Consider the following 19,796-nt stretch of genomic DNA (forward strand, 5'->3'; position numbering starts at 1 on the left):
GGCCGGGGGCGGCTGGGGGTGATGACCTGGCCGGGGACGCCAACGACCACTGAGCCGGGCGGCACGGGCCGCACGACGACGGCGTTGGCCCCGATGCGGCTGTCCGAGCCGACGGTGATGTTGCCGAGAACCTTGGCGCCGGCACCGATGATCACTCGGTCGCCGATGGTGGGGTGCCGCTTGGCCGGTTCCAGGCTGGTGCCGCCGAGGGTGACCCCGTGGTAAATCGTGACGTCGGCGCCGACCACGGCGGTCTCCCCGATGACCACGCCGGTGGCGTGGTCGATGAAGACGCCGGGGCCGAGCGTGGCGGCGGGGTGGATCTCGACCCCGGTGAGCATGCGGGTGAGCGTGGCAACCACGCGCCCGGGCAGCCGCAGGTCACGGGTCCACAGCCAGTGGCTGATCCGGTGGCCCCAGACGGCGTGCACGCCGGGATAGCACAGGGCGATCTCGAGGGTGGAGCGGGCTGCCGGATCCCGTTCCTTCACCGTGCGCAGGTCATGGCGCAGCGTCGAGAGCACAGCCGGTCACCCGAGCCCGGCGAACAGCGGTGTGCTCAGGTAGCGCTCGCCGAAGTCCGGAAGCACGACGACGACCAGCTTCCCGGCGTTCTCCGGGCGGCGGGCTACCTGCAGCGCAGCCGACACCGCCGCGCCCGAGGAGATGCCCACCAGGAGTCCCTCCTCCCGGGCCAGCCGGCGGGCCAGGTCGAAGGCGTCCTCACCATCGACCTGGATGATCTCGTCGACGAGGCCGGTCTCCAGGACCGGTGGGACGAACCCGGCGCCGATGCCCTGGATCGGGTGCGGTCCCTTCACGCCGCCCGAGAGCACCGGCGATGCCGACGGCTCCACGGCGACGAACCGGGCCTCGGGCCTGCGCTCCTTGATGACCTGGGCGACGCCGGTGATGGTCCCGCCGGTGCCGACTCCGGCGACGAGCACGTCGATCTGCCCGTCGGTGTCGCGCCAGATCTCCTCAGCGGTCGTGGCGCGGTGGATCGCCGGGTTGGCCGGGTTCTCGAATTGCTGCGGGATGAGGTACCGCTCGTCGTTCTTCGCGAGCTCCTCCGCCTTCGCGATGGCGCCGGGCATGCCCTCGGCACCGGGGGTGAGCACGAGCTCCGCGCCGAGGGCCCGCAGCAGCATCCGCCGCTCGGTGCTCATCGTCTCAGGCATCGTCAGGACGCAGCGGTAGCCGCGGGCGGCGCACACCATGGCCAGGGCGATGCCGGTGTTCCCACTGGTGGGTTCGAGGATGACGGTGTCCGGCCCGATCAGCCCCGCCCGCTCCACGGCGTCGATCAGGGCCACGCCAAGACGGTCCTTCACGCTGTGCGCCGGGTTGAAGGACTCCAGTTTGGCCACGACCTGGGCTCCCACTCCGTCCGTGACGCGACGCAATCGGACCAGCGGCGTGTTGCCGACCAGTTGCGTGATGTCTTCTGCGATCCTCATCGATGTTCTCCTCTGCCGGGCCCCGTGGTCATCCACTCTGCCAGGCCCGCGCCTTCCCGACCTTCCTGACGACCTCGACGGGCCTGCTGGTTCGTCCACGGCCGGGAAAGTTAGGCCCACAGGTCCCCCGGGCCAACATCCGGAAGCCCCGGCCCGCAGGGTCGTCGTACCTGTACCGGCGTACCTGTACCGGCGCCTCAGGCCAGGCGCACAGTAGCCATCAACCCCGGTGTAGCCATCAACCCCGCCGTAGCCATCAACCCCGCCGTAGCCATCAACCCCGGTTCGGCGGGCGTCACGCCAGAACCACCGCGCACCGCCACAGCAGGACCGGCCGCGGCTGTCCGGCTGGCCCTGCCTGGGCCTCGACCTCGACCCGCAACCACGCGAGCCCACCCCCGGCAGCGAGTGCCTGGGTGGACTCCACGGTGACCATGCCGCTCAGCGAGTCACCGATCACTATTGGCCGTACATTATTCTCCGGGCGGGTATGTGCGCCGCGGACACGGGCGATCCAGACACGGGCGATCCAGGTGTGGCCCCGCGCTGGCGGGAGTCGGGAGTTGTGGATGGAACCGACCGCCGAGACGTTGGCCCGGTGGGCGCACGACTACGCGCCGAGTGCCGCGGACCTCGACCTGGCGCAGCGCTCGCTGCTCGACACGATAGCGGTCACGCTCGCCGCTCGGCAGGACGATCTGGTGGCGCTGTCGGCCGGGCTGCCGGACGCGGCGCGCTGGGCGGCGGTCGGGCACGTCCTGGATTTCGACGACCTGCACCTGGAGTCGACCACCCACATCAGCGTGGTGTGCGTCCCCGCGACGCTGGCCGTCGGCGGGGACGCCCGCGCCTACCTGGCGGGGGCCGGGATGATGGCGCGGCTCGGGGTGGCGCTGGGCTGGTCGCACTATGCCGGCGGATGGCACGCCACCTGTACGGCCGGGGCGCCTGCCGCCGCCGTGTCCGCGTCGGTGGCGCTGGGCCTGTCGGCCGAGCGGATCGCCACCGCGATCGCGCTCTCGGTTCCCGCGGCCGGCGGGGTGCAGCGGGCATTCGGTTCCGCCGGCAAGTCCCTGCAGGTCGGCTTCGCCGCCGACGCGGGAGTTCGGGCGGCGAGGCTGGCCGCCGCCGGCGCCACCGCGGATCCGACCGCGCTGGACGCATGGCTACGACTGGTCGGCGGCGACCCGGACCGCATCGACGTGACCGGCCCGGCGGTGCCCGGCGGGCTGGCGATCAAGATTTTTCCCTGCTGCTACGCACTGCAACGCCCGATCAGCGCGCTGCGCGAGCACCTGCCTGCCGACGTCGTCGCCTCGGGCATCACCGCGATCGAGGTGAGCACACCCGCGGGCGCGGTGCAGCCACTGATCCACCATCGGCCCCGCACCGGGCTGCAGGGGAAGTTCAGCCTGGAATATGCCATCGCCGCCGCCCTGCTGGACCCCCATCCCGGCTTCGGGAGTTTCACCGACCTCGCCGTGACCCGACCCGAAGCCCAGCGTCTGCTCCAGCTCGTAGCCGTCACCGAGACCCCCGGCGGTGACGGGCTGCTCTCCGGCCGCATCGGTATCACGCTCACCCTCAGCGGTGGCGCCCGGTACTCGGTGAGCCAGCGGCTGCCACCCGGGTCGCCCGGGCGGCCACCTTCGGACCAGGACCTGCACGCCAAGATCGCCGACTGTGGCCCCGACGTTCCCGCGCTGCTGACCGGACTGGACTGGGCGCGTGCCGCGACGCTGCTGGCAGACCACCTGCCTGGCCAAAGGAGCGGCCTGACGTGACCGAGCACCACATGACCGAGCACCACATGACCGAGCACCAGCGGCACCGCACTGAGTCGGGCGCCGCGCCGGGCTCCCCTTCGCCGCACGTCCCGCTGCCGTTGGCCGGGGTGACCGTGGTCAGCCTGGAACAGGCCGTCGCGGCCCCGTTCGCCACCCGCCAGCTGGCTGATTTCGGCGCGCGGGTCATCAAGATCGAACGGCCCGACGGCGGCGACTTCGCCCGCCGCTACGACGTGTCGGTGCACGGCCAGTCGAGCTACTTCGTGTGGCTCAACCGCTCCAAGGAATCCCTCACCCTGGACGTGAAAACCGCCGAGGGGCGCGCGGTTCTGGAGGAGCTGCTGGCCGGGGCCGACGTGCTGGTGCAGAACCTCGGCCCCGGCGCCGCCGCTCGCCTCGGCCTCGACGCCTCGTCCCTGGCCGACCGGCACCCTCGGGTGATCCCCTGCACGATCTCCGGCTACGGTACCGACGGGCCCTGGGCCGACCGGAAAGCCTACGACCTGCTCGTGCAGTGCGAGACCGGCCTCGTGTCGCTGACCGGTAGCCCGGACCAGATGGCGAAGGCCGGGATCTCGGTCGCCGACATCGCCGCCGGCATGTACGCCTACACCGGCATCCTCACCGCCCTCTACCGGCGCGCCACCACGGGGTCGGTCTCCGCGGTCGAGGTGTCGTTGTTCGAGGCCCTCGCCGAGTGGATGGGTTCACCGGCCTACTACACCCGGTACGGCGGGCGGCAACCGGCACGGGTCGGCGCTCAGCACGCCACCATCGCCCCCTACGGCCCGTTCACCACCGCCGAGGACCAGACGGTGCTGCTGGCCATCCAGAACGAACGCGAATGGCACGCCTTCTGCCGGATCGTGCTCGACGACCCGACCCTGGCCGAGGACCACCGCTTCGCGACCAACTCCGCACGCGTCGCCCACCGCGGCGCCCTCAACGGGGTGATCGCGGACCGATTCGCCGCGCTCGATACCGGCACAGTGCTGGCGTTGCTGGCCAAAGCCGGTATCGCCAACGCCCGACTGAACTCCGTCGCCCACTTCCTCGACCACCCCGTCCTGACTGGCCGCGACCGGTGGCGCACCGTCGCCACCCCCGGCGGCGACATCGGAGCCCTCCTGCCCCCGGCCACCCTCACCGACCTGGACCCGGTGATGAACCCCGTTCCCGCCCTCGGCGAACACACCGACACCATCCTGCGCAGCCTGGGCCGCACCGATAACGCCATCGCCGCACTCCGTGCCGACGGCGTCATCTGACCTCCGCCGGCCCCCGGCCCCCCACTCAAAGAGGACCAGCCATCCAAGAGCCATCCAAGAGGACCAGCCGAAGAGGACCCGGCGTGAGTACCTTGACCGCAGAAGAACAAGCCATCGTCGACACCGTGCGCGACTTCGTCGATCGGGAGGTCCGCCCGGTCGCCCGGGACCTGGAACACGCCAACGACTATCCCGAGAAGCTCATCGAGCAGATGAAAAAGCTCGGCATCTTCGGCCTGGCCATTCCGGAACCCTACGGCGAGGTTGCCGTCTCCACCCCCTGCTACGTCCAGGTCACCGAGCAGCTCGCCCGCGGCTGGATGAGCCTGGCCGGCGCGATGGGTGGCCACACCGTCGTCTCCACACTCATCCTCACCTTCGGCACCGAGCAGCAGAAGCTGCGTTATCTGCCCGCACTGGCCAGCGGTGAGATCCGCGCCACGATGGCGTTGACCGAACCCGCTGGAGGTTCCGACCTGCAGGCCCTCACCACCAGCGCCCGCCGCGCCGGTGAGCACTACGTGGTCAACGGGGCGAAGACGTGGATCACCAACGCCCGCCGCTCCCAGCTGATCGCGCTGCTGTGCAGGACCGATCCGAAAGCCGCGCCCAGGCACAGGGGCATCAGCATCCTGCTCGCCGAACCCGGCGATGGATTCACCGTGTCCAGGGACCTGCCAAAACTCGGCTACAAGGGCGTCGAAAGCTGTGAACTGTCCTTCGATGACTACCATGTTCCTGTCGATGCGCTGCTCGGCGGCGAGGAAGGCCGCGGATTCGCGCAGATGATGAAGGGCCTGGAGATCGGCCGGATCCAGGTCGCCGCCCGCGCCCTCGGTGTCGCCCGCGCCGCGCTGGACGACGCGCTGCGTTACGCCCAGGAACGCGAGGCCTTCGGCAAGCCGATCTGGAAACACCAGTCCATCGGCAACTACCTCGCCGACATGGCCACCAAGTACACCGCCGCCCGCCAGCTCGTGCTCCTGGCCGCCGACCGCTACGACGCCGGCGACCGATGCGACCTGGAAGCCGGGATGGCCAAGCTGTTCGCCTCGGAAACCGCGATGGAGATCGCGCTCAACGCGGTCCGGGTGCACGGCGGCTACGGCTACTCCACCGAGTTCGACGTCGAACGCTACTTCCGTGACGCCCCACTCATGATCATCGGCGAAGGCACCAACGAGATCCAGCGCAACGTCATCGCCGCCCAGCTCGTCGCCCGGGGGGGAATCACCCCTTGATGGGAATCATCCCTTGACCAGCACGGTCGCCGTCCGTATCCGGCGACGTCCGGCGATCCTCCCGATCATGGTGTCGGCTGAACCGCGGAGGGTCAGGAACGGTTCACGACCTGCGGGCCGTGCCGAACCCTCCACACTCAACCCTCCACACTTTTCCGTCGCGACGCCGGCCTCCTCCCTACCCTGGTTCCCGTGACGGCAGCGGTGGGCAAACGGCAGGCCGTGGTCGCGGTGCTGCTGAGAGCCGGTCGCGTACTGGTCATCCGGCGTGGGCCGCAGGCGCGGAGACCGGGCTACTGGGCTCCGCTGAGCGGCCGGATCGAGCCCGGCGAGAGCCAGGCGGCGGCGCTGGTTCGCGAGGTCCGTGAGGAGGTGGGGCTGGCGGTCACCCCCCTTGCGAAGGTCTGGGAATGCGACACCGACGACGGCAGCTACCAGCTGCACTGGTGGACCGCCGAGGTCGGATCCGACGAGGAACTGATCCTCGACCCGGGCGAGGTGAGCGACGCCCGCTGGGTGACGCCGCACGAGTTCACCCGGCTGGAGCTCACGTTCGCCGGTCACCACGAATTCTTCGAACGGGTGCTTCCGACCCTCGGTTAACCGGCTGTCCGATGCCGAGGCGGACCTGCCGGCGGGTCACTGAGTGGGGCGGGTCACTGAGTGGCGTGGTGGCCGGCCGGTGGGGGTCCGGGGTTCGGAAGGCCGGCGGCGACGGCCCGGGCGCGGACGCCGATATCGGCCTGGTCGGTGAACAGCCCGTCGATGCCCGTCTTGAGATAGGCGACCTGTTCGTCGACGGCCCGGCCGAGGTCGCTGGGGTTGGTGCCCACCTGGTAGTCCTTCGGGAGGAAGGTGTTCTCCGCGCGGAAGGTGTACGGGTGCACCACCAACCCGGCGGCGTGGGCGTCGGTGACCAGGGAGGTCGGGGTACCCAGCGTCCCGTCCCCGGCCCGGGGGATGATCTGAGGCTTGTCCGGGCCGATGCCGTTCGCGTAGCGGGCGATCTGCCACAGCCCGGCCAGCGTCGACAGATCCTGGTACGTCCGCGGGTCGCCGGCATTGACGAGATCGAACGGTGCGCCCGTGGCGGACAGCAGCTGTACCGAGGCCGTGCGCAGGCCGAGTGTGCGCAGCTCGCAGAGATTCGTGGTCTCAAAGGACTGGACGTACACCGGCGCGCCCCGGTGGTTCAGGCCGTACCGGACCAGGATGTCCAGCAGCCGCCGCTCCAGGGGCAGGCCGGCCTTGGCGAAGTAGGTCGGGTGCTTGGTCTCCGGGTAGACGCCGATCTCGCGGCCGAGTTCCCGGGACAGCCGGGCGCGCAGGTCGAGCAGTTCGGTGAACGTCGGGATCTCGAACTGGCCGTCGTACCTGGTGTTCCGCGGGCGGACCTCGGGCAGCCGTTCCTTGGCGCGCAGCGTCTTCAGTTCGGCCAGGGTGAAGTCCTCGGTGAACCAGCCGGTGGTCGCGACGCCGTCGAGAATCTTCGTCGTCCGGCGGGCGGCGAACTCGGGATGCGCGACGACGTCGGTGGTTCCGCCGATCTCCGGCTCGTGCCGGCAGACCAGGACGCCGTCCCTGGTGGACACGAGGTCCGGCTCGACGAAGTCGGCACCCAACCGGGCGGCCAGTTCGTAGGAGGCCAGGGTGTGCTCCGGACGGTAGCCGGCCGCTCCCCGATGCCCGATCACCAGTGTCGGGCGACGCTGGCCACCGCCGGAACCAAGGGCGCCCGCCGGGGCGACCGACGCGGCTACCGGGACGAGGAGAGGGACGGCGGCGAAAGGCGCTGCGACGATCCCCGCGAGCACGCGACGACGGTCCACAAGTCCTCCAGCGCAGCGGCGACGACCCTCGCCGACGGAGCGCCCATAAAGCCAACCGGAAACAGCCGACCAACGAACGGACCACGTGTTACCCGCCGTGGTCGCCCAGATGGCACTTTGATGAACCTGGCGCACGAACAGCCGGCCGTAACCATCAGCCGCGCGCAACGGTGACGACCTCGGCCAGCCCGCCTCCGTCAACGTGCGGACCGCGGTGACACGAGCGGCCCTACGGCCGCCCGGTCGGTACGGGCCGCTACGGTGCTGTGCCGGGCAGCGGGGAACAGAACCCGCTCAGCCCGGGGCTGCCGGGGCGGCCGACACCCGGACACCGCAGGTGAGATTGGCCAGGTAGACCTGGGTGCGTCCGCTCGGGTCCAGTAGCAACGGCGGACCGCCGCGGGCCGCGGTGCCGAAGCTGATCTCCCGGCCGTCGGCGGCGTCGTGGAGCTGCAGCCCGCAGTCGTCCGAGCCGGCGAAGTCCACGACCTCGACCCGGACAAGGCCCGAGGGGACCTCGAACGCGTCGGTGTCGCCGGTGCCGGCCTGCTGGGCGAAGGGCAGGACGGCCGTCCCCGATCCGGAGCGGGCCGTCACCGAGCACCCGGGGTCGTTGGCCCGCCAGTGGAAGCCGCCGACAAGCGGTACCTGGAAGGTCTTCGCGCCGTAGACCTCCTTGATCGCCTTCTGCTCGCCGGTGCTGTCGCTGGTCACGGTGATCGTGCACCCGTTGTCGGTGCCCTCGATCTGGTCGATGATAGCGAGACGCCACGGCGCGTCGGCGGTGAAGGACTGCCGGCCACTCGCCGAGTTGTCCGCGCTCGAGTTGTCCGCGCTCGAGTTGTCCGCGCTCGAGTTGTCGCCCCCGATCACCAGCACGGCGGCGAGCGCCCCCGCGAGCGCGAGGATCACGACGGTGCCGGCGCCCACCAACAGCCAGCGACGGCGACGGCGTGCCCGCGGCTCGGATGAAGCCGGGATCTGCGGTGCAGCCGGTGGGGTGGGTGTCCGGGCGGCGTCGGGAAGGATGCGCGTCACCGGGATCCGCGCCCCCCGGGCGTGACCGACGAGCCGCTCGCACAGGTCGAACGCGGTGGGCCGTTGCGGCGGCTGGCGGTCGAGTGCCTCGCGGACGGGCGCGTGCAGCTCCGGAGCGAGCCGGTCGAAGTCGATCTGGAACTCGGCGGCCGCGATCCGCGACGCCACCGCGTCGGCGGAGCCGCTGCCGAACGGCGGCTGGCCGGTGGCGGCGAAGCAGACCAGGGCCCCCCAGCCGAACACGTCGCTGGCGGCGGTGACCTCCCCGCCTGTGGCCTGCTCCGGCGAGAGCCACCCGGGCGTGCCGACGACTCCGCCCACCGCGGTCAGCGGGCGCGCCTCGGCCGCCGCTGCGATCCCGAAGTCGATGACCTTCGGCCCGTCCGCGGTCCACAGCACATTGGACGGTTTGAGATCGCGGTGGATCAGGCCGGCCGCGTGGATGGACGCCAACGCCTCGGCGAGCCCGGCCGCCAGGATGATCTGCTCCCCGGTGGGCAGGGGGCCGGCCGCCGCGACCTGGGCGGCGAGGTCCGGGGCGTCGACGAACTCGGTGGCCAGCCATGGACGTTCGGCCTCCAGCTCGAAGTCGACGAGCCGGGCGGTGTGGGCACCGCCGACCCGGAAACACGCCTGGACCTCGCGATGGAATCGCGCCCGGAACTGCGGATCGTCGGCGTACTCCGGTCGGATCAGCTTGACCGCTACCTGGCCGAGGGGCCCCTCGGCCAGGTAGACCACACCCATCCCGCCGGCACCGAGCCTGCCCAGCACCCGGTGCCGGCCCAGCGACCCCGGATCCGTGGCCCACGGCGGCTGCATCCTGACGCCGTGCGCGTCGCCCGGCACATCCACCCCCGTCTGCTCACCGCCGCCACCGAGCGGGTCGCCCCACTATCGCCGAGGCCTGCGACAGTGATGAGAGCACCCCGACGATCGCTACTTTTCGTAGTCGTCGCACGCGACGAGGGTGCGCGACCGCCCGCCGGCAGCCGTACCGGCCGGACAGCCGAGGTGACGGCGTCCATGACGTCATCTGCGACCGCTCCTGTGACGTCTTACTGGCCGTCAGATCTTGCATATGACGTCAACTTGGTGCCATGATGGCGCCATGGACCTTGCACCGTATGTCGAGAACCTCCGCCGGGAACTCGCGGCAGCCGCGGAAGCCGGGGGTGAGGACGCCCGCGCGCTGGCCGAGCGGCTCGCCCTGCCGCTGGACTCGGCCGTCAGGCTCGCCCTGCTGGAGGCGCTGTCGGCCGCCGCCGACGAGATCACCCGAGAGTTGGCGCCGGGCTCGGTCGAGGTACGCCTGCGTGGGCGAGACCCTGATTTTGTCGTGACGCCACCGCCGGCCGACCACTCGGATGCGGACGACTTCGAGGCCGCCGTGGTCAGGCAACCGTCCGCCGCTCCAGAGGACGACGAGGGACGTACCTCGCGGATCACGCTACGCGTCCCCGAGCGTCTCAAACCGCGCATCGATGAAGCGGCCGAGCACGAAGGACTGTCCGTCAACGCCTGGCTGGTGCACGCCGTCTGCGCCGCGCTCGACCTCGGTGCCGCGGGGCGGCGCACCGGTCCGCACGCAGGCCAGCAGATGGGACTGCGTTACAGCGGCTGGGTGCGTTAGCCACGCCGGCGTTCATCGCGTTCACCGCGCCAGCGTTCACCGCGTCCGGGCAAACCATGTCCAGGCTGACGACGTTACAAGGAGATCATCATGCCGACTTTCCGCACCCCCGAACCGATCCTCGCCGTCATCGAACTCGGGACCGGCCACGTCCGGATCAACGCGAGCGACCGTGCCGACACGGTCGTGGAGGTACGCCCGAGCGACCCGTCGCACGACACCGACGTGCGGACGGCGCGGGAGACCTGCATCGAATACGACAAAGGCAAGCTTCACCTCAGAGCACCCAGGAAGACGGCCCGCTCGCTGTTCGGGTCGGACGGCTCCGTCGCCGTGACAGTCGAGCTGCCCACCGGTTCGCGGGTCGAGGCGAGCTCGATGACCAACATCCAGAGCACGGGCCGTCTGGGCGATTCCAGCTTCCACACCGCCACCGGCAACATTGACCTTGACCAGACCGGCAGGCTCCGGCTGGGGACCGCCGACGGGAACGTGTCCGTGGGCCGCACGACCGGGCACGCCGAGATCAAGACCTCGAACGGCATGATCCGGATCCGCGAGATCGACGGCTCGGCGGTAGTCAAGACGGCCAACGGGGGCGTCACCATCGGTGAGGTGACGGGGGACGCACGGCTGATCACTGCCTCCGGTGCCATCACCGTCGACCGCGCGCTGGCGGGCGTCGAGGCCAGGACCGCCTCGGGCAGCGTGCGGATCGGCGAAGTGGTGCGCGGCACGGTCGCGCTCGTATCCGGTTCCGGCCGGCTCGAAGTGGGAGTACGGAAAGGTACCGCCGCCCTGCTGGACGTCCGCTCGGGACGCGGCGGTGTGCACAGCGAACTGACCGCCATCCACGCCCCCGCGCCCACCGACGAGACCGTCGAGGTGCGCGCCCGTACCGGCGACGGCGACATCCTGATCCACCGTGCCTGACCGTTCCCGAAGCGCGAGCCGGCCCGGCTACGCCTTCCGCTCGATGGCGCCGTAGCAGCTGACCTGGGCGTCGGTCAGGTCAGCTGGCATGGTGCCGTCGGGCCGCCAGCGGCGTGCCACCTGCGCCCCCTCAAGGGCGGCCTTCGGCCGCCGGCAGGTCGGCCTGTCGGAGCGTTCCGCCCTCCCGGGTCCGGCTCAGCGAAGAAGGATGGCGTGGTCCGGGCTGTCGAGCCAGAAGGTTTGCCCGTCGGGAGTCACAGTGAGCCCGAACCGATCGCGGGAGGGCCGGCCGGAGTTCATCCACCAGTCGTAGGCCGTCTCCAGCTCGTCCCAGAGTCGACGCGGCCCGTACTGGGTGATCTCGTGCTCGTCCAGGCCTGCGGTCAGCGATGCCCAGGACTGCGACGGGCTGTGAGACAGCAACAGGGTGTTCGCGGGGCCGCCTTCGTCGATGTCCCCGGTCGTGCAGCCCGGCAGCCACAAGCCGACCGCGAACCCGGTCGCCGCATCATCGAAAGGCTCGCGGAGATACCGGCGGGTGGGCCTGACGTCCGCGTCGTCCTCACCCAGCCACCACACATGCGGGTCGCGCCGCTGGTTCCGTAGCCGCATGAACCCGGCTTCATCATGGAACCGGCCGCGGGCCGCACCATCGTCATCGACGACCAGAGCCGCCAACGCCCCGTCGAAGGTACCGGCGAACGGGAACACGATCCGCCCCCCGGGCCGGATCTGCTCCACCCACGAACAGGGGACCACCGACACTGACGCTGTTGCGATCACACGGTCGTACGGTGCGCCCGCCGGATAGCCCGCGGTCCCGTCCCCGGCGATCACCCGCACGGGATGGCCGGTCCGGTCCAACGCCGCCCGTGCCTGTCCGGCTATCATCGGGTCGACTTCCATGCTGGTCACCTGACCGGAACCGGCCTGCACCGCGAGAAGCGCAGCGTTGTAGCCGGTACCTGTCCCGATCTCCAGCACGCGCATTCCCGGGCACACGCCGAGGAGATCAAGCATCCGGTCGACCACCCACCGCGCACTACACGAACTGGTCGGGATGATCCCCTTACCGTCGTACTTGTCCCTACCATCGTCTACCTGGGTGGTGATCGCCTGATCGCTACGGACCAGCGCCAACCACCCTCCCGGATCTTCGCTTCGACGGAGCGGAACCAGGAAGAACCCGTCATCACCGGTCACCCAGACCTCATCCGGGATGAAGTCCTCCCGGTTCACCACTCGCCCGCTCATGCCCTCCCGGTGCCCTTGCATAGCTGACAGGTTTTCTTCTCCTTCGTCCCGTCGTTGACGACTTCGACCGTCCCATCACCGGAACACCCAGGACAGGCCACCGGAGAAGGGTGACGTAAGTAACATTTAGAGAAAGGCCCGATGACCTGGGGCTTTAGCGGCACGGATGATCCGTAACGGCCGTGATCTTCCCACGAAGAAGATCAACTGTTGCTGTCTGCGTGCCGGTCCGCCAGAGCCAAGGCGCCAAGATGCTACCGTGTGCTTGCTCTTGCAAGCGATCTGCTAGCGGCTGGTCAGGTCCACGGTTTCATGTTCATGTGCCGAATGCTGACCTGTCGGCGCGGAAAGCGCGAGGGCACCGGGTCCTCCGAACCTCCCGTCGTGTTCCCGATCATGGGGTAGGCGCGCAGCAAGCACACAGCCCGGCATCCCCGAAGGAAAACCGGGATAAATCTACAGAAAGTATTCGCGGGATACGATGGAATACCCCGCATCCTCCAGAGCTTCCATGATGGCGAATGCGGCTTCGGTGTCGTTCGCTTCACTCTGATTGGCGTCCGCGAGTCCATCCATGATGGTTGCGACGATTTGATCCTGATCCTCGGCTGGCACCATTTCAGGTTTCCTCTTTCAAACCACAACCATGTCCTCTTCGTTGGGCATGCTGTCCGTGTCGACGTCCGGACGTTCCTGTTCTCGACTCCGGAATATCTGTACCCGGCGTGCATGCGGGAGCGCATCCAAGATCCTCGCGGCCAAGTGCAGCACGTCGCGTCGGCCTAGGGCATCCCGGGATACGTAGGTTCGGGACACGACTCCCGTCCCATAGTGGATCACCACGATCGACATGCGCGGTCCTCTCTGCCGTCGGGATGCGCCCCCCGGCGTGCCCGCATCAGAGGCAGAGGCACGCCGGGGGTGACCAGGGGGGCGCGCCCCGGTCAACCCCTTTTCATACACCATGCCCTGACCTGCGACGATTCGCCGAGCGTCGGGCCTCGCCATAATTCTATGACATCAGCCGCCCGTTAACCGATGTGAGGCATTTTGTTGCCATCGAGATAATGGGCCGCTCGCAGCATCATCGATGGGTGAATCGCCAATTCTCCAAGTTCGTCACCGGCAAAGAATCGAGCGTCTTTCGCTTCACTTCCGTCTGCGAGCAAAGATCCTCCCACGATCCGTGATTCAAAGCAGATAGCGAATTGCTGTCGAACCTCGCCGTTGTCGTAAGCGATCACATGTCTTGGATCGGTGAAAGTGCCGACGATGCCGACCACCTCAACATCCAAACCTGTTTCCTCTTTAACCTCGCGTACGGCAGTTTCGGGCAGCGACTCGCCCACATCCATCGTGCCTCCAGGTAGCGCCCACAACCCGTTGTCTGAACGTCGAATGAGCAAAATGCGCCCATTCGCGTCGGGGACTACAACGGTTGCGGCTGGAACGAGGGAGTTGGGCTTGGGAGCAGATGGATCATTATAGAAATCGCGGCGAGCCATCAGAAGCCTTTCTCTGTAACTGGAACCGAGAGACGCCATACCTTCTCAAAGCTAGAGATGTAGTGATCAAATAGGCGCCCACCTGGGACTCTCTGGATATGAATTACTGGCGATTGAGATGCTGGCGCACCATAGGCGTGCGAATTTACAAGCAGCGTGTCATCGAAGCGGAAGATCGAATTGTATAGCGTCGCCGACTGGAGCCGGATATCTATTCCCGGGCGATTGAATGTGTCTTGCAGATGGGTCAGGCTAAGTCTCGCGCGGGCGGATACACCCCCGAAAACCCCCTCTTCGGCTCCGCGCAATGCCACGGATTCGGAGTCTGGATCTCCCAGTATCAGGCGAATCCGGGTCCCGCTCTCACCTTTACGTATAAAGGTCTTGCCAATGTCTGGAGTTCCGTCCATAAAAAACAATCCGGCATAGATTAGGATGTCGACGCAATCGCGTGCTTGGTCCAGCAGGGAGGACCATAGATGTACCGGGACCGCCCCCCGATGTGGATACAAGGCGACGAATTCTGCGAGGCTCGCCGACTTTTCCTTTCCTTCGTCTAGCAAATCTGGCCAAAGATACAACTCGTCAGCCTTGAGTGTCGAAGCCGTTGCAATTCTGTATTCCCGGCGAGGGATGCGGTTTTTGCTTATCCATCTTTCGGCGGTTTTCGGATCGACTCCCACAATCTGGGCAAGCCGCTCGGTCGTGAGGCCAGCGGCCGCGATGCTTGCTCGTAGGCGCTCGTTCGGCATCTTCCTCGCCTTCCGCCGAGCTGGGACGTGCCGGGACGCTCACAGGACACAACGATCATAGTCTGGACGTCCCTTAGCGTCCCGCACGGGGGGTAACCGCGTCCCTCGCCATCTGTCATGTTCTGTCGTAGGGCGCTTCGGGTCACCTTGGGCTACACACGACGGGGTGCCCTACCTAGACGTCCCCGGGTGTGCTGCCGCCGACGATGCCGGTGCGCCCGGGGACACCCATGTGAGCCGCGAGGGGGACGGGATGCCGTACATAAAGATCGTTTACAAGGGGGCCGCGCCGACCACGACCTACATGCAGTGGGCTCCGGTCGTGGCGGCCGGTCTGCGGCGGATCGTGGGCGAGGCTCTGGAGGAACCGGGGGTGGCGTCCGTGGAGCTGACGGACGACGCGGGCTCACGCGTTCTGGTTGCGGAGAAGCCACGCGATCTTCTTGCTTTGGAGTGCGGGGGATGCTGAACGCAGCTGCGATCAGGGACCTTCCGCCATGTTGACGATCTTGGTTCGTTATGAGGATGATCGAGGGCCGTCCGCAACCATCGCGAGTCCGGACGTGCTCCGTAACGCCGACCTTCCGGCGCTGGCCTCGCGGTTGCTGCGGATGCTTCCGGCGGTCGAACGGGTGCAGATCTTCGATGGTGAACGGCCGGTCGCCGATACCGCCTCGCGGGGGCAGGGTGAGGTGAGTCGGGGCTCATGCCGTTCGTCCGGCTGATCGCGGCGCCTGGTAGGGCCGGAGCGTTGTACTACGTTCCTGCGTGGAAGGCCCGAAGGATGGACCTTCCCGACGCGGCCCGGCGTGCGCTGGTCGAAGATCCGACTGTGACCCGCGTCGACCTGCTGTCGGATACCTACGAGGTAGAGCAGATGATCAACAGAGAGTAGCTGCCTCGTCGCGTCTCTATCGGAGTGAGGCTCTGCCTGTGGCGCGGTGCCTGCCGGTAGCGGTGCGGGTGGGAGCGTAGCGGCGCCACACGCTGTCGTCTTGTCCGGTGCATCCGCTGTGACCTGCATCGATAGCGATACGGGCGACCCCAACCCGGGCGACCCCAACCCGGGCGGCCCCGGTCCGTGCCGACCCCGGTCCGACGGGCGACCCCAACCCGGGCGGCCCCGGTCCGTGCGGTCTCCTAGAAATCAACTGGGTAGTGTGTTATGCCTCTTGTATTAGGCCTGGACATATTATCGGGTGAGCCATCCTAGCCATGCTCCGGCGATAACGGACGGCACGGCGACGAAAAGGACGACTACGGCGATAAAATACCAGGGGATTTTTCCGTCGGGCTCCTGGTAGAATCGGCTGAACATCACGGACCTCCTTTTGCTTCCCTCTTTGCAAGGGGACGGAAGGTGCTTGCGGGTGGCGGTGGGTTTTTGGGTCCGGGACGCGTGGATGGCATGCGGCCGTGCCCGTCTCCGGCATGATCACCGCGTGTGGTGTCATGCCCGGTGGTGAGTCGGTGGTCGATTTCGATCGCGAGCGCGGTTATCAGGTTTTTCTCGTGTGTCCTGCGGAAGGTGTCTCCCTCAATCCGGTAGTAGACGCTGGCGGCGTGGCGCCGTTCCGTTTTTGTGAGCCGCACTCCCATGCCACGCGGCGCGGGGTCCAGCGCGAGTAGTGCCCGCAGGGCTGACCCGCGTGGGTGACCGAGTGCCTGTGTGGCCGCGTGCAGCAGCCTCACGACCCCCCGCGCGCGCCCACTCGCCTCCCTGCGCTGCCACGAGGGCTAGCAGGCGTGGCGCGGCGTTGATGATGTCTTCGGGGCCCCGGACGCCGTGATCGGCAAGCCTCCCAAGATCTTCTATGAGTCGCCGTTGGCGGTCATCGCCCGTCATGATCCGTCTTCCCGTCGTCCCGTGCATACGCCGTTGCGCCTGCACACAGCCTGCCAGTGATCGCACGCTCACGCATCCGGGTTTTTTCCGGGTTTGGTCCGGGTCCGGTCCCCCGGAATTCCGGCTCCCAGCCACTAATACCCCCCGGATTTGCCGGTCTAATACCTGCGGTGCGGCTTTTCATCGGGAAACATGGGCGGTGTCCGGCGGGGCTGACAGAAACGGCCCCGAAGGCTTGCCCCCATCCCTCGGGAGTTCCTGTGTTCCTACTTCTTCTATTCCTTTTCCTGCTGGTTCTGGCCGTGCCGCTGTGGCGTTTCCTCGCGGTGTTCGTGCCGGTTTCCCTGGCCCTCTGGACATTTTCGTGGGCGGCCACGACATCCACCCCCGGATACGGCAAGTACTTCATCGCTATCATTTTCATTCTTCTGGCCGCGCGGGCTATTAAGAAGTGGACACACAAGCCGTGACCAGAATGCACCGCGTTCTCTTCTGGACAGCCCTTGCAGTCTGGCTCGCCGATCTTTTTCTGCTAGGCGTCCTAGCCGGATACAACCTGCACCATGAATACCGCCCGCGGCCGTGCCCGACGCCGGTTGGCCGTGCCATTCCCGCGTTTTCTTTCTCCCCTCTCCCTTCCCTTTCGCGAGGTGACTGCCGTGTTCGATGATCGCGAGCTCGCCGTCCTTGAGAAGCGCGCGGCCGACGCCTTCGACACCCATATGGACGGCTACACGGCAAGCGCAGTCCTCCACGACATCTTCATGGACATTCTGGGCCAGGACGAAAAGGGTATCGAAGCAATACGGTACGTACAGAACCTGCTGAAAGCCCACCGGGACAAGACCCTCGCGGAATGGCTGACCGCCCAGGATCTGTGGTTGTTCGCGGCAGGCATCGCCTATGACACCAACTTTGACGATGACGAAGACGAGGCCAACCACTGATGATTCCCTTTTCCATTCTCTTCCTGCTTCTTATCGTTGTCATCGTCATGATCCGCGCGTTTGACCTCAACCCGTGGCAAGCGTTCGTCTGCGCCGCGCTCGGTTTCTACGTCGCACAGTCCAATTTCTCGGACACGTTTCAGGGCATTCTCAACCAGATTTTCGGCATATTTTCCTCTATTCATCTGTAGGCCGCGCGGGGGTGTCCGGCTTCCGGACACCCCCGTTTTCCTCTGAGAAGAGAAGCCATGCCACGAACCCACACCAACGATCAGCGTCGGATGACACGGAAAATACGGCGGATGCGCCGCTACATGCGCCGTTCCACCCGACGAAAACTCCGGGAGAACCACTCCGGCCCGATGGCCGTGACCAGTATCACCGGTTTCTTCTGGCGGTTCCGCAGCGAATTTCTCCCGTTCTATATCGCTCTGTTCCTGGCGGTGTCCGCCACGGTGGCACACCGGGCGTGGGGCGCGGTGCCGTGGTGCTGATGACCCTGTTCAGCCTGGCTACGGCGTGTGTGGTAGCACGCAGGATGCCGCGCCGGATCGAACGCGCCTACGCCGTGACCGTGGCCATCCTCGCGTCCGGATGGTGGTCAGCCGCCGCGATTCTCAGCCCTGGCCACCCACCCCTTCCCACCCTGCTCGTCACAGCCGGCACTGTGGCCGCTATCCCATGGTGGGCACATCGGCGCCGACGTGAACGGGTCCGGGTCGAGCGCACCATGCAGGCGTGGCCTGTCCTCGCCGAAAACGCGGGGCTTTCCGGTTCACGGGTGATGTCCGCGATAGTAGATGCGTGGGGATATACCGCGCGAGTGGCGCTACGCCGTGGCATGTCCGCCCGTAGCGCCATCGCCCGGAGCGACGAAATAGCCTCCATGCTCGGTGTCCGGCCAAACTCGGTACGGGTGACCGCCGATCCCGACCGTGAAGACCATGTCATCGTCCGAGTGACAGAAACCGATCCTCTGGCACGCCCGAACCCCTGGCCCGGACACGACCACCCCGCGACGATCACCAAACCGATTGCTATCGGCGTTTCCGAGGATGGCACGGCCGTAACCGTTCTTCTCCTCCGCCGCCATGTCCTCATCGGTGGCGTCGTCGGCGCGGGGAAATCGGGCCTAGTGAACACGATCCTCGCCGGGCTCATTCCCGCAGACGATGTGACCGTCTGGGGAGTGGACCTGAAAGGCGGCATGGAACTCGGCCCGTGGGCGCAATCACTCGGCAGGCTCGCGACCACACCGGACGATGCCCTAACCCTCTTCACCGCCGCATGGGAAGAACTGAACCGGCGCACCCGCGAGCAAGCACAGCGCGGGGAAAGGACCTGGAACCCCACCCTGGAACGCCCAGCACTCGCGATCTTGGTCGACGAATTCGCGGAACTCCCCCCGGAAGCACTGGACATAGCTGATTCTCTGGCCCGTCTCGGCCGCGCAGTCGCGGTCACGCTCATCGCTGCCACGCAACGACCAACCCAAGACGCGACGGGAAACGGCGCTATCCGTAGCCAGATGGACGTCCGGATAGCGCTGCGAGTCCGGGAACGCGCCGACACAGACCTCATCCTCGGCGCAGGCGCCTACAAAAGTGGTTGGCGAACCGACGCCTTCACCCTTCCCGGCGTGTTCCTCATCCTTGACCCCGACCACACCACGCCCACACCCCACCGTGCCTACCTGCTAGACGACGACACCGTGGCGGATATCACCAGCCGCTATCCCACGCCACCGGCTCTACCCGCCCGGTCGGACGGGCCGCACACGGACCATAACCCCGACCCCAACAGTGCCCTGTGGACTGCCCTCACGGCAACACCGGACGGCGCCAGCGTGCCCGACCTGGTGACCGCCACCGGCCGGTCCCGTCGATGGGTGTACTACGCCCTACAGCAGCTCCAGGAAGCCGGCAAGGTGCGCCAGGCCGCGCCCGGCCGTTGGCACGCCACCCCCCACCGCCCATGACCCACCGTCACGGAACCGCCGTGCACACCCCCGTGCAAACCACCGTGCAACGCCGTGCACCCCGGCGTGCGTGCACGGCCCTACGCGCGCGCGTGCGCGCCTACGCGCGTAGGCACCCACACACCCCCACCCGTGCACACCACGGCACATCGCCACAGACAGTCACATCACCGGGCGGACCCACCCCGCACCCCTACACGCGGGTAGGGCACACCCACACCCACACCGCGCACGCCCGCGCAGCGACCACCCCCGCCACACCGCACCCAACCCCGGGAACGCCGCCCGCTAGCACCACGCCCGCGACCAGGTAGCGGCAACACCC

22 protein-coding genes are annotated in these 19,796 nt (G+C 67.6%); 13 read left to right on the forward strand and 9 right to left on the reverse strand.

What is annotated here, in order from left to right:
• From cysE to AC08OO_RS05055, 3 genes are all read right to left on the reverse strand, one after another.
• On the reverse strand, positions 1-524 hold a 524-nt coding region (gene cysE / locus AC08OO_RS05045; RefSeq protein WP_476618273.1), incomplete at its 3' end, for a serine O-acetyltransferase.
• A 6-nt stretch (positions 525-530) separates the two neighbouring features.
• Positions 531-1,460 carry a cysteine synthase A gene (gene cysK, locus AC08OO_RS05050; protein WP_476610570.1) on the reverse strand — a complete coding sequence of 310 codons (930 nt, stop codon included), beginning with the start codon at positions 1,458-1,460 and terminating at the stop codon, positions 531-533.
• A gap of 295 nt (positions 1,461-1,755) precedes the next feature.
• A complete protein-coding gene (locus AC08OO_RS05055) occupies positions 1,756-1,920 on the reverse strand; it encodes a hypothetical protein (RefSeq protein ID WP_476618274.1) in 165 nt (54 codons plus the stop codon).
• Positions 1,921-2,029: 109 nt separating this feature from the next.
• Here AC08OO_RS05055 and AC08OO_RS05060 point away from each other — a divergent pair, with 109 nt between their 5' ends.
• From AC08OO_RS05060 to AC08OO_RS05075, 4 genes are all read left to right on the forward strand, one after another.
• Entirely contained in the window at positions 2,030-3,244 is a 1,215-nt protein-coding gene (locus tag AC08OO_RS05060; RefSeq protein ID WP_476610572.1) for an MmgE/PrpD family protein, read from the forward strand.
• An 11-nt stretch (positions 3,245-3,255) separates the two neighbouring features.
• Complete coding sequence (locus tag AC08OO_RS05065) at positions 3,256-4,515, forward strand: CaiB/BaiF CoA transferase family protein (RefSeq protein ID WP_476607580.1); 1,260 nt, start codon at positions 3,256-3,258, stop codon at positions 4,513-4,515.
• Between the two features lie 83 nt (positions 4,516-4,598).
• On the forward strand, positions 4,599-5,756 hold the full coding sequence (locus AC08OO_RS05070) for an acyl-CoA dehydrogenase family protein (RefSeq protein ID WP_476610573.1): 1,158 nt from the start codon (positions 4,599-4,601) through the stop codon (positions 5,754-5,756).
• A gap of 192 nt (positions 5,757-5,948) precedes the next feature.
• Entirely contained in the window at positions 5,949-6,359 is a 411-nt protein-coding gene (locus AC08OO_RS05075; protein WP_023840259.1) for an NUDIX hydrolase, read from the forward strand.
• Between the two features lie 53 nt (positions 6,360-6,412).
• Here AC08OO_RS05075 and AC08OO_RS05080 read toward each other — a convergent pair whose 3' ends face one another.
• Together AC08OO_RS05080 and AC08OO_RS05085 are read right to left on the reverse strand one after the other, a co-directional pair.
• On the reverse strand, positions 6,413-7,585 hold the full coding sequence (locus AC08OO_RS05080) for a glycerophosphodiester phosphodiesterase (RefSeq protein WP_476610574.1): 1,173 nt from the start codon (positions 7,583-7,585) through the stop codon (positions 6,413-6,415).
• 294 nt (positions 7,586-7,879) lie between these two features.
• Positions 7,880-9,478, reverse strand: a complete 1,599-nt coding sequence (locus AC08OO_RS05085) for a serine/threonine-protein kinase (RefSeq protein ID WP_476610575.1) — start codon at positions 9,476-9,478, stop codon at positions 7,880-7,882.
• A gap of 256 nt (positions 9,479-9,734) precedes the next feature.
• Between AC08OO_RS05085 and AC08OO_RS05090 the strand changes: the two genes are divergently transcribed.
• The gene (locus tag AC08OO_RS05090; protein ID WP_476610576.1) at positions 9,735-10,256 is read left to right on the forward strand and encodes a toxin-antitoxin system HicB family antitoxin; all 522 of its coding nucleotides are present in this window, start codon (positions 9,735-9,737) and stop codon (positions 10,254-10,256) included.
• A 90-nt stretch (positions 10,257-10,346) separates the two neighbouring features.
• A complete protein-coding gene (locus AC08OO_RS05095; RefSeq protein WP_476610577.1) occupies positions 10,347-11,189 on the forward strand; it encodes a DUF4097 family beta strand repeat-containing protein in 843 nt (280 codons plus the stop codon).
• A gap of 195 nt (positions 11,190-11,384) precedes the next feature.
• Here AC08OO_RS05095 and AC08OO_RS05100 read toward each other — a convergent pair whose 3' ends face one another.
• The 4 genes from AC08OO_RS05100 to AC08OO_RS05115 form a co-directional block, all read right to left on the reverse strand.
• A complete protein-coding gene (locus tag AC08OO_RS05100) occupies positions 11,385-12,464 on the reverse strand; it encodes a methyltransferase domain-containing protein (RefSeq protein WP_476618275.1) in 1,080 nt (359 codons plus the stop codon).
• A gap of 435 nt (positions 12,465-12,899) precedes the next feature.
• Complete coding sequence (locus AC08OO_RS05105) at positions 12,900-13,061, reverse strand: hypothetical protein (protein ID WP_476610579.1); 162 nt, start codon at positions 13,059-13,061, stop codon at positions 12,900-12,902.
• Between the two features lie 413 nt (positions 13,062-13,474).
• Positions 13,475-13,948 (reverse strand): NUDIX domain-containing protein, encoded by a 474-nt coding sequence (locus AC08OO_RS05110; RefSeq protein ID WP_476610580.1) that lies wholly within the window; start codon positions 13,946-13,948, stop codon positions 13,475-13,477.
• Positions 13,948-14,700 (reverse strand): XRE family transcriptional regulator, encoded by a 753-nt coding sequence (locus AC08OO_RS05115; protein WP_476610581.1) that lies wholly within the window; start codon positions 14,698-14,700, stop codon positions 13,948-13,950. The genes AC08OO_RS05110 and AC08OO_RS05115 overlap by 1 nt, the downstream gene beginning before the upstream one ends.
• A gap of 253 nt (positions 14,701-14,953) precedes the next feature.
• Between AC08OO_RS05115 and AC08OO_RS05120 the strand changes: the two genes are divergently transcribed.
• From AC08OO_RS05120 to AC08OO_RS05150, 7 genes are all read left to right on the forward strand, one after another.
• Complete coding sequence (locus tag AC08OO_RS05120; protein ID WP_133057169.1) at positions 14,954-15,169, forward strand: hypothetical protein; 216 nt, start codon at positions 14,954-14,956, stop codon at positions 15,167-15,169.
• A 28-nt stretch (positions 15,170-15,197) separates the two neighbouring features.
• The gene (locus AC08OO_RS05125; protein WP_035959083.1) at positions 15,198-15,425 is read left to right on the forward strand and encodes a hypothetical protein; all 228 of its coding nucleotides are present in this window, start codon (positions 15,198-15,200) and stop codon (positions 15,423-15,425) included.
• Between the two features lie 1,381 nt (positions 15,426-16,806).
• Entirely contained in the window at positions 16,807-17,016 is a 210-nt protein-coding gene (locus tag AC08OO_RS05130) for a hypothetical protein (RefSeq protein ID WP_476611717.1), read from the forward strand.
• Between the two features lie 93 nt (positions 17,017-17,109).
• Positions 17,110-17,493 carry a hypothetical protein gene (locus tag AC08OO_RS05135; RefSeq protein WP_476618276.1) on the forward strand — a complete coding sequence of 128 codons (384 nt, stop codon included), beginning with the start codon at positions 17,110-17,112 and terminating at the stop codon, positions 17,491-17,493.
• Positions 17,493-17,684: a hypothetical protein gene (locus tag AC08OO_RS05140; protein ID WP_011434612.1), complete on the forward strand. Its 192-nt coding sequence runs from the start codon at positions 17,493-17,495 to the stop codon at positions 17,682-17,684. The genes AC08OO_RS05135 and AC08OO_RS05140 overlap by 1 nt, the downstream gene beginning before the upstream one ends.
• Positions 17,685-17,774: 90 nt before the next feature.
• A complete protein-coding gene (locus tag AC08OO_RS05145; protein ID WP_476611715.1) occupies positions 17,775-17,987 on the forward strand; it encodes a hypothetical protein in 213 nt (70 codons plus the stop codon).
• Positions 17,988-18,409: 422 nt separating this feature from the next.
• Positions 18,410-19,471 (forward strand): FtsK/SpoIIIE domain-containing protein, encoded by a 1,062-nt coding sequence (locus AC08OO_RS05150; protein ID WP_476618277.1) that lies wholly within the window; start codon positions 18,410-18,412, stop codon positions 19,469-19,471.
• Positions 19,472-19,796 lie beyond the last annotated feature (325 nt).

Source organism: Frankia sp. CeCAU1 (genome assembly GCF_977971845.1).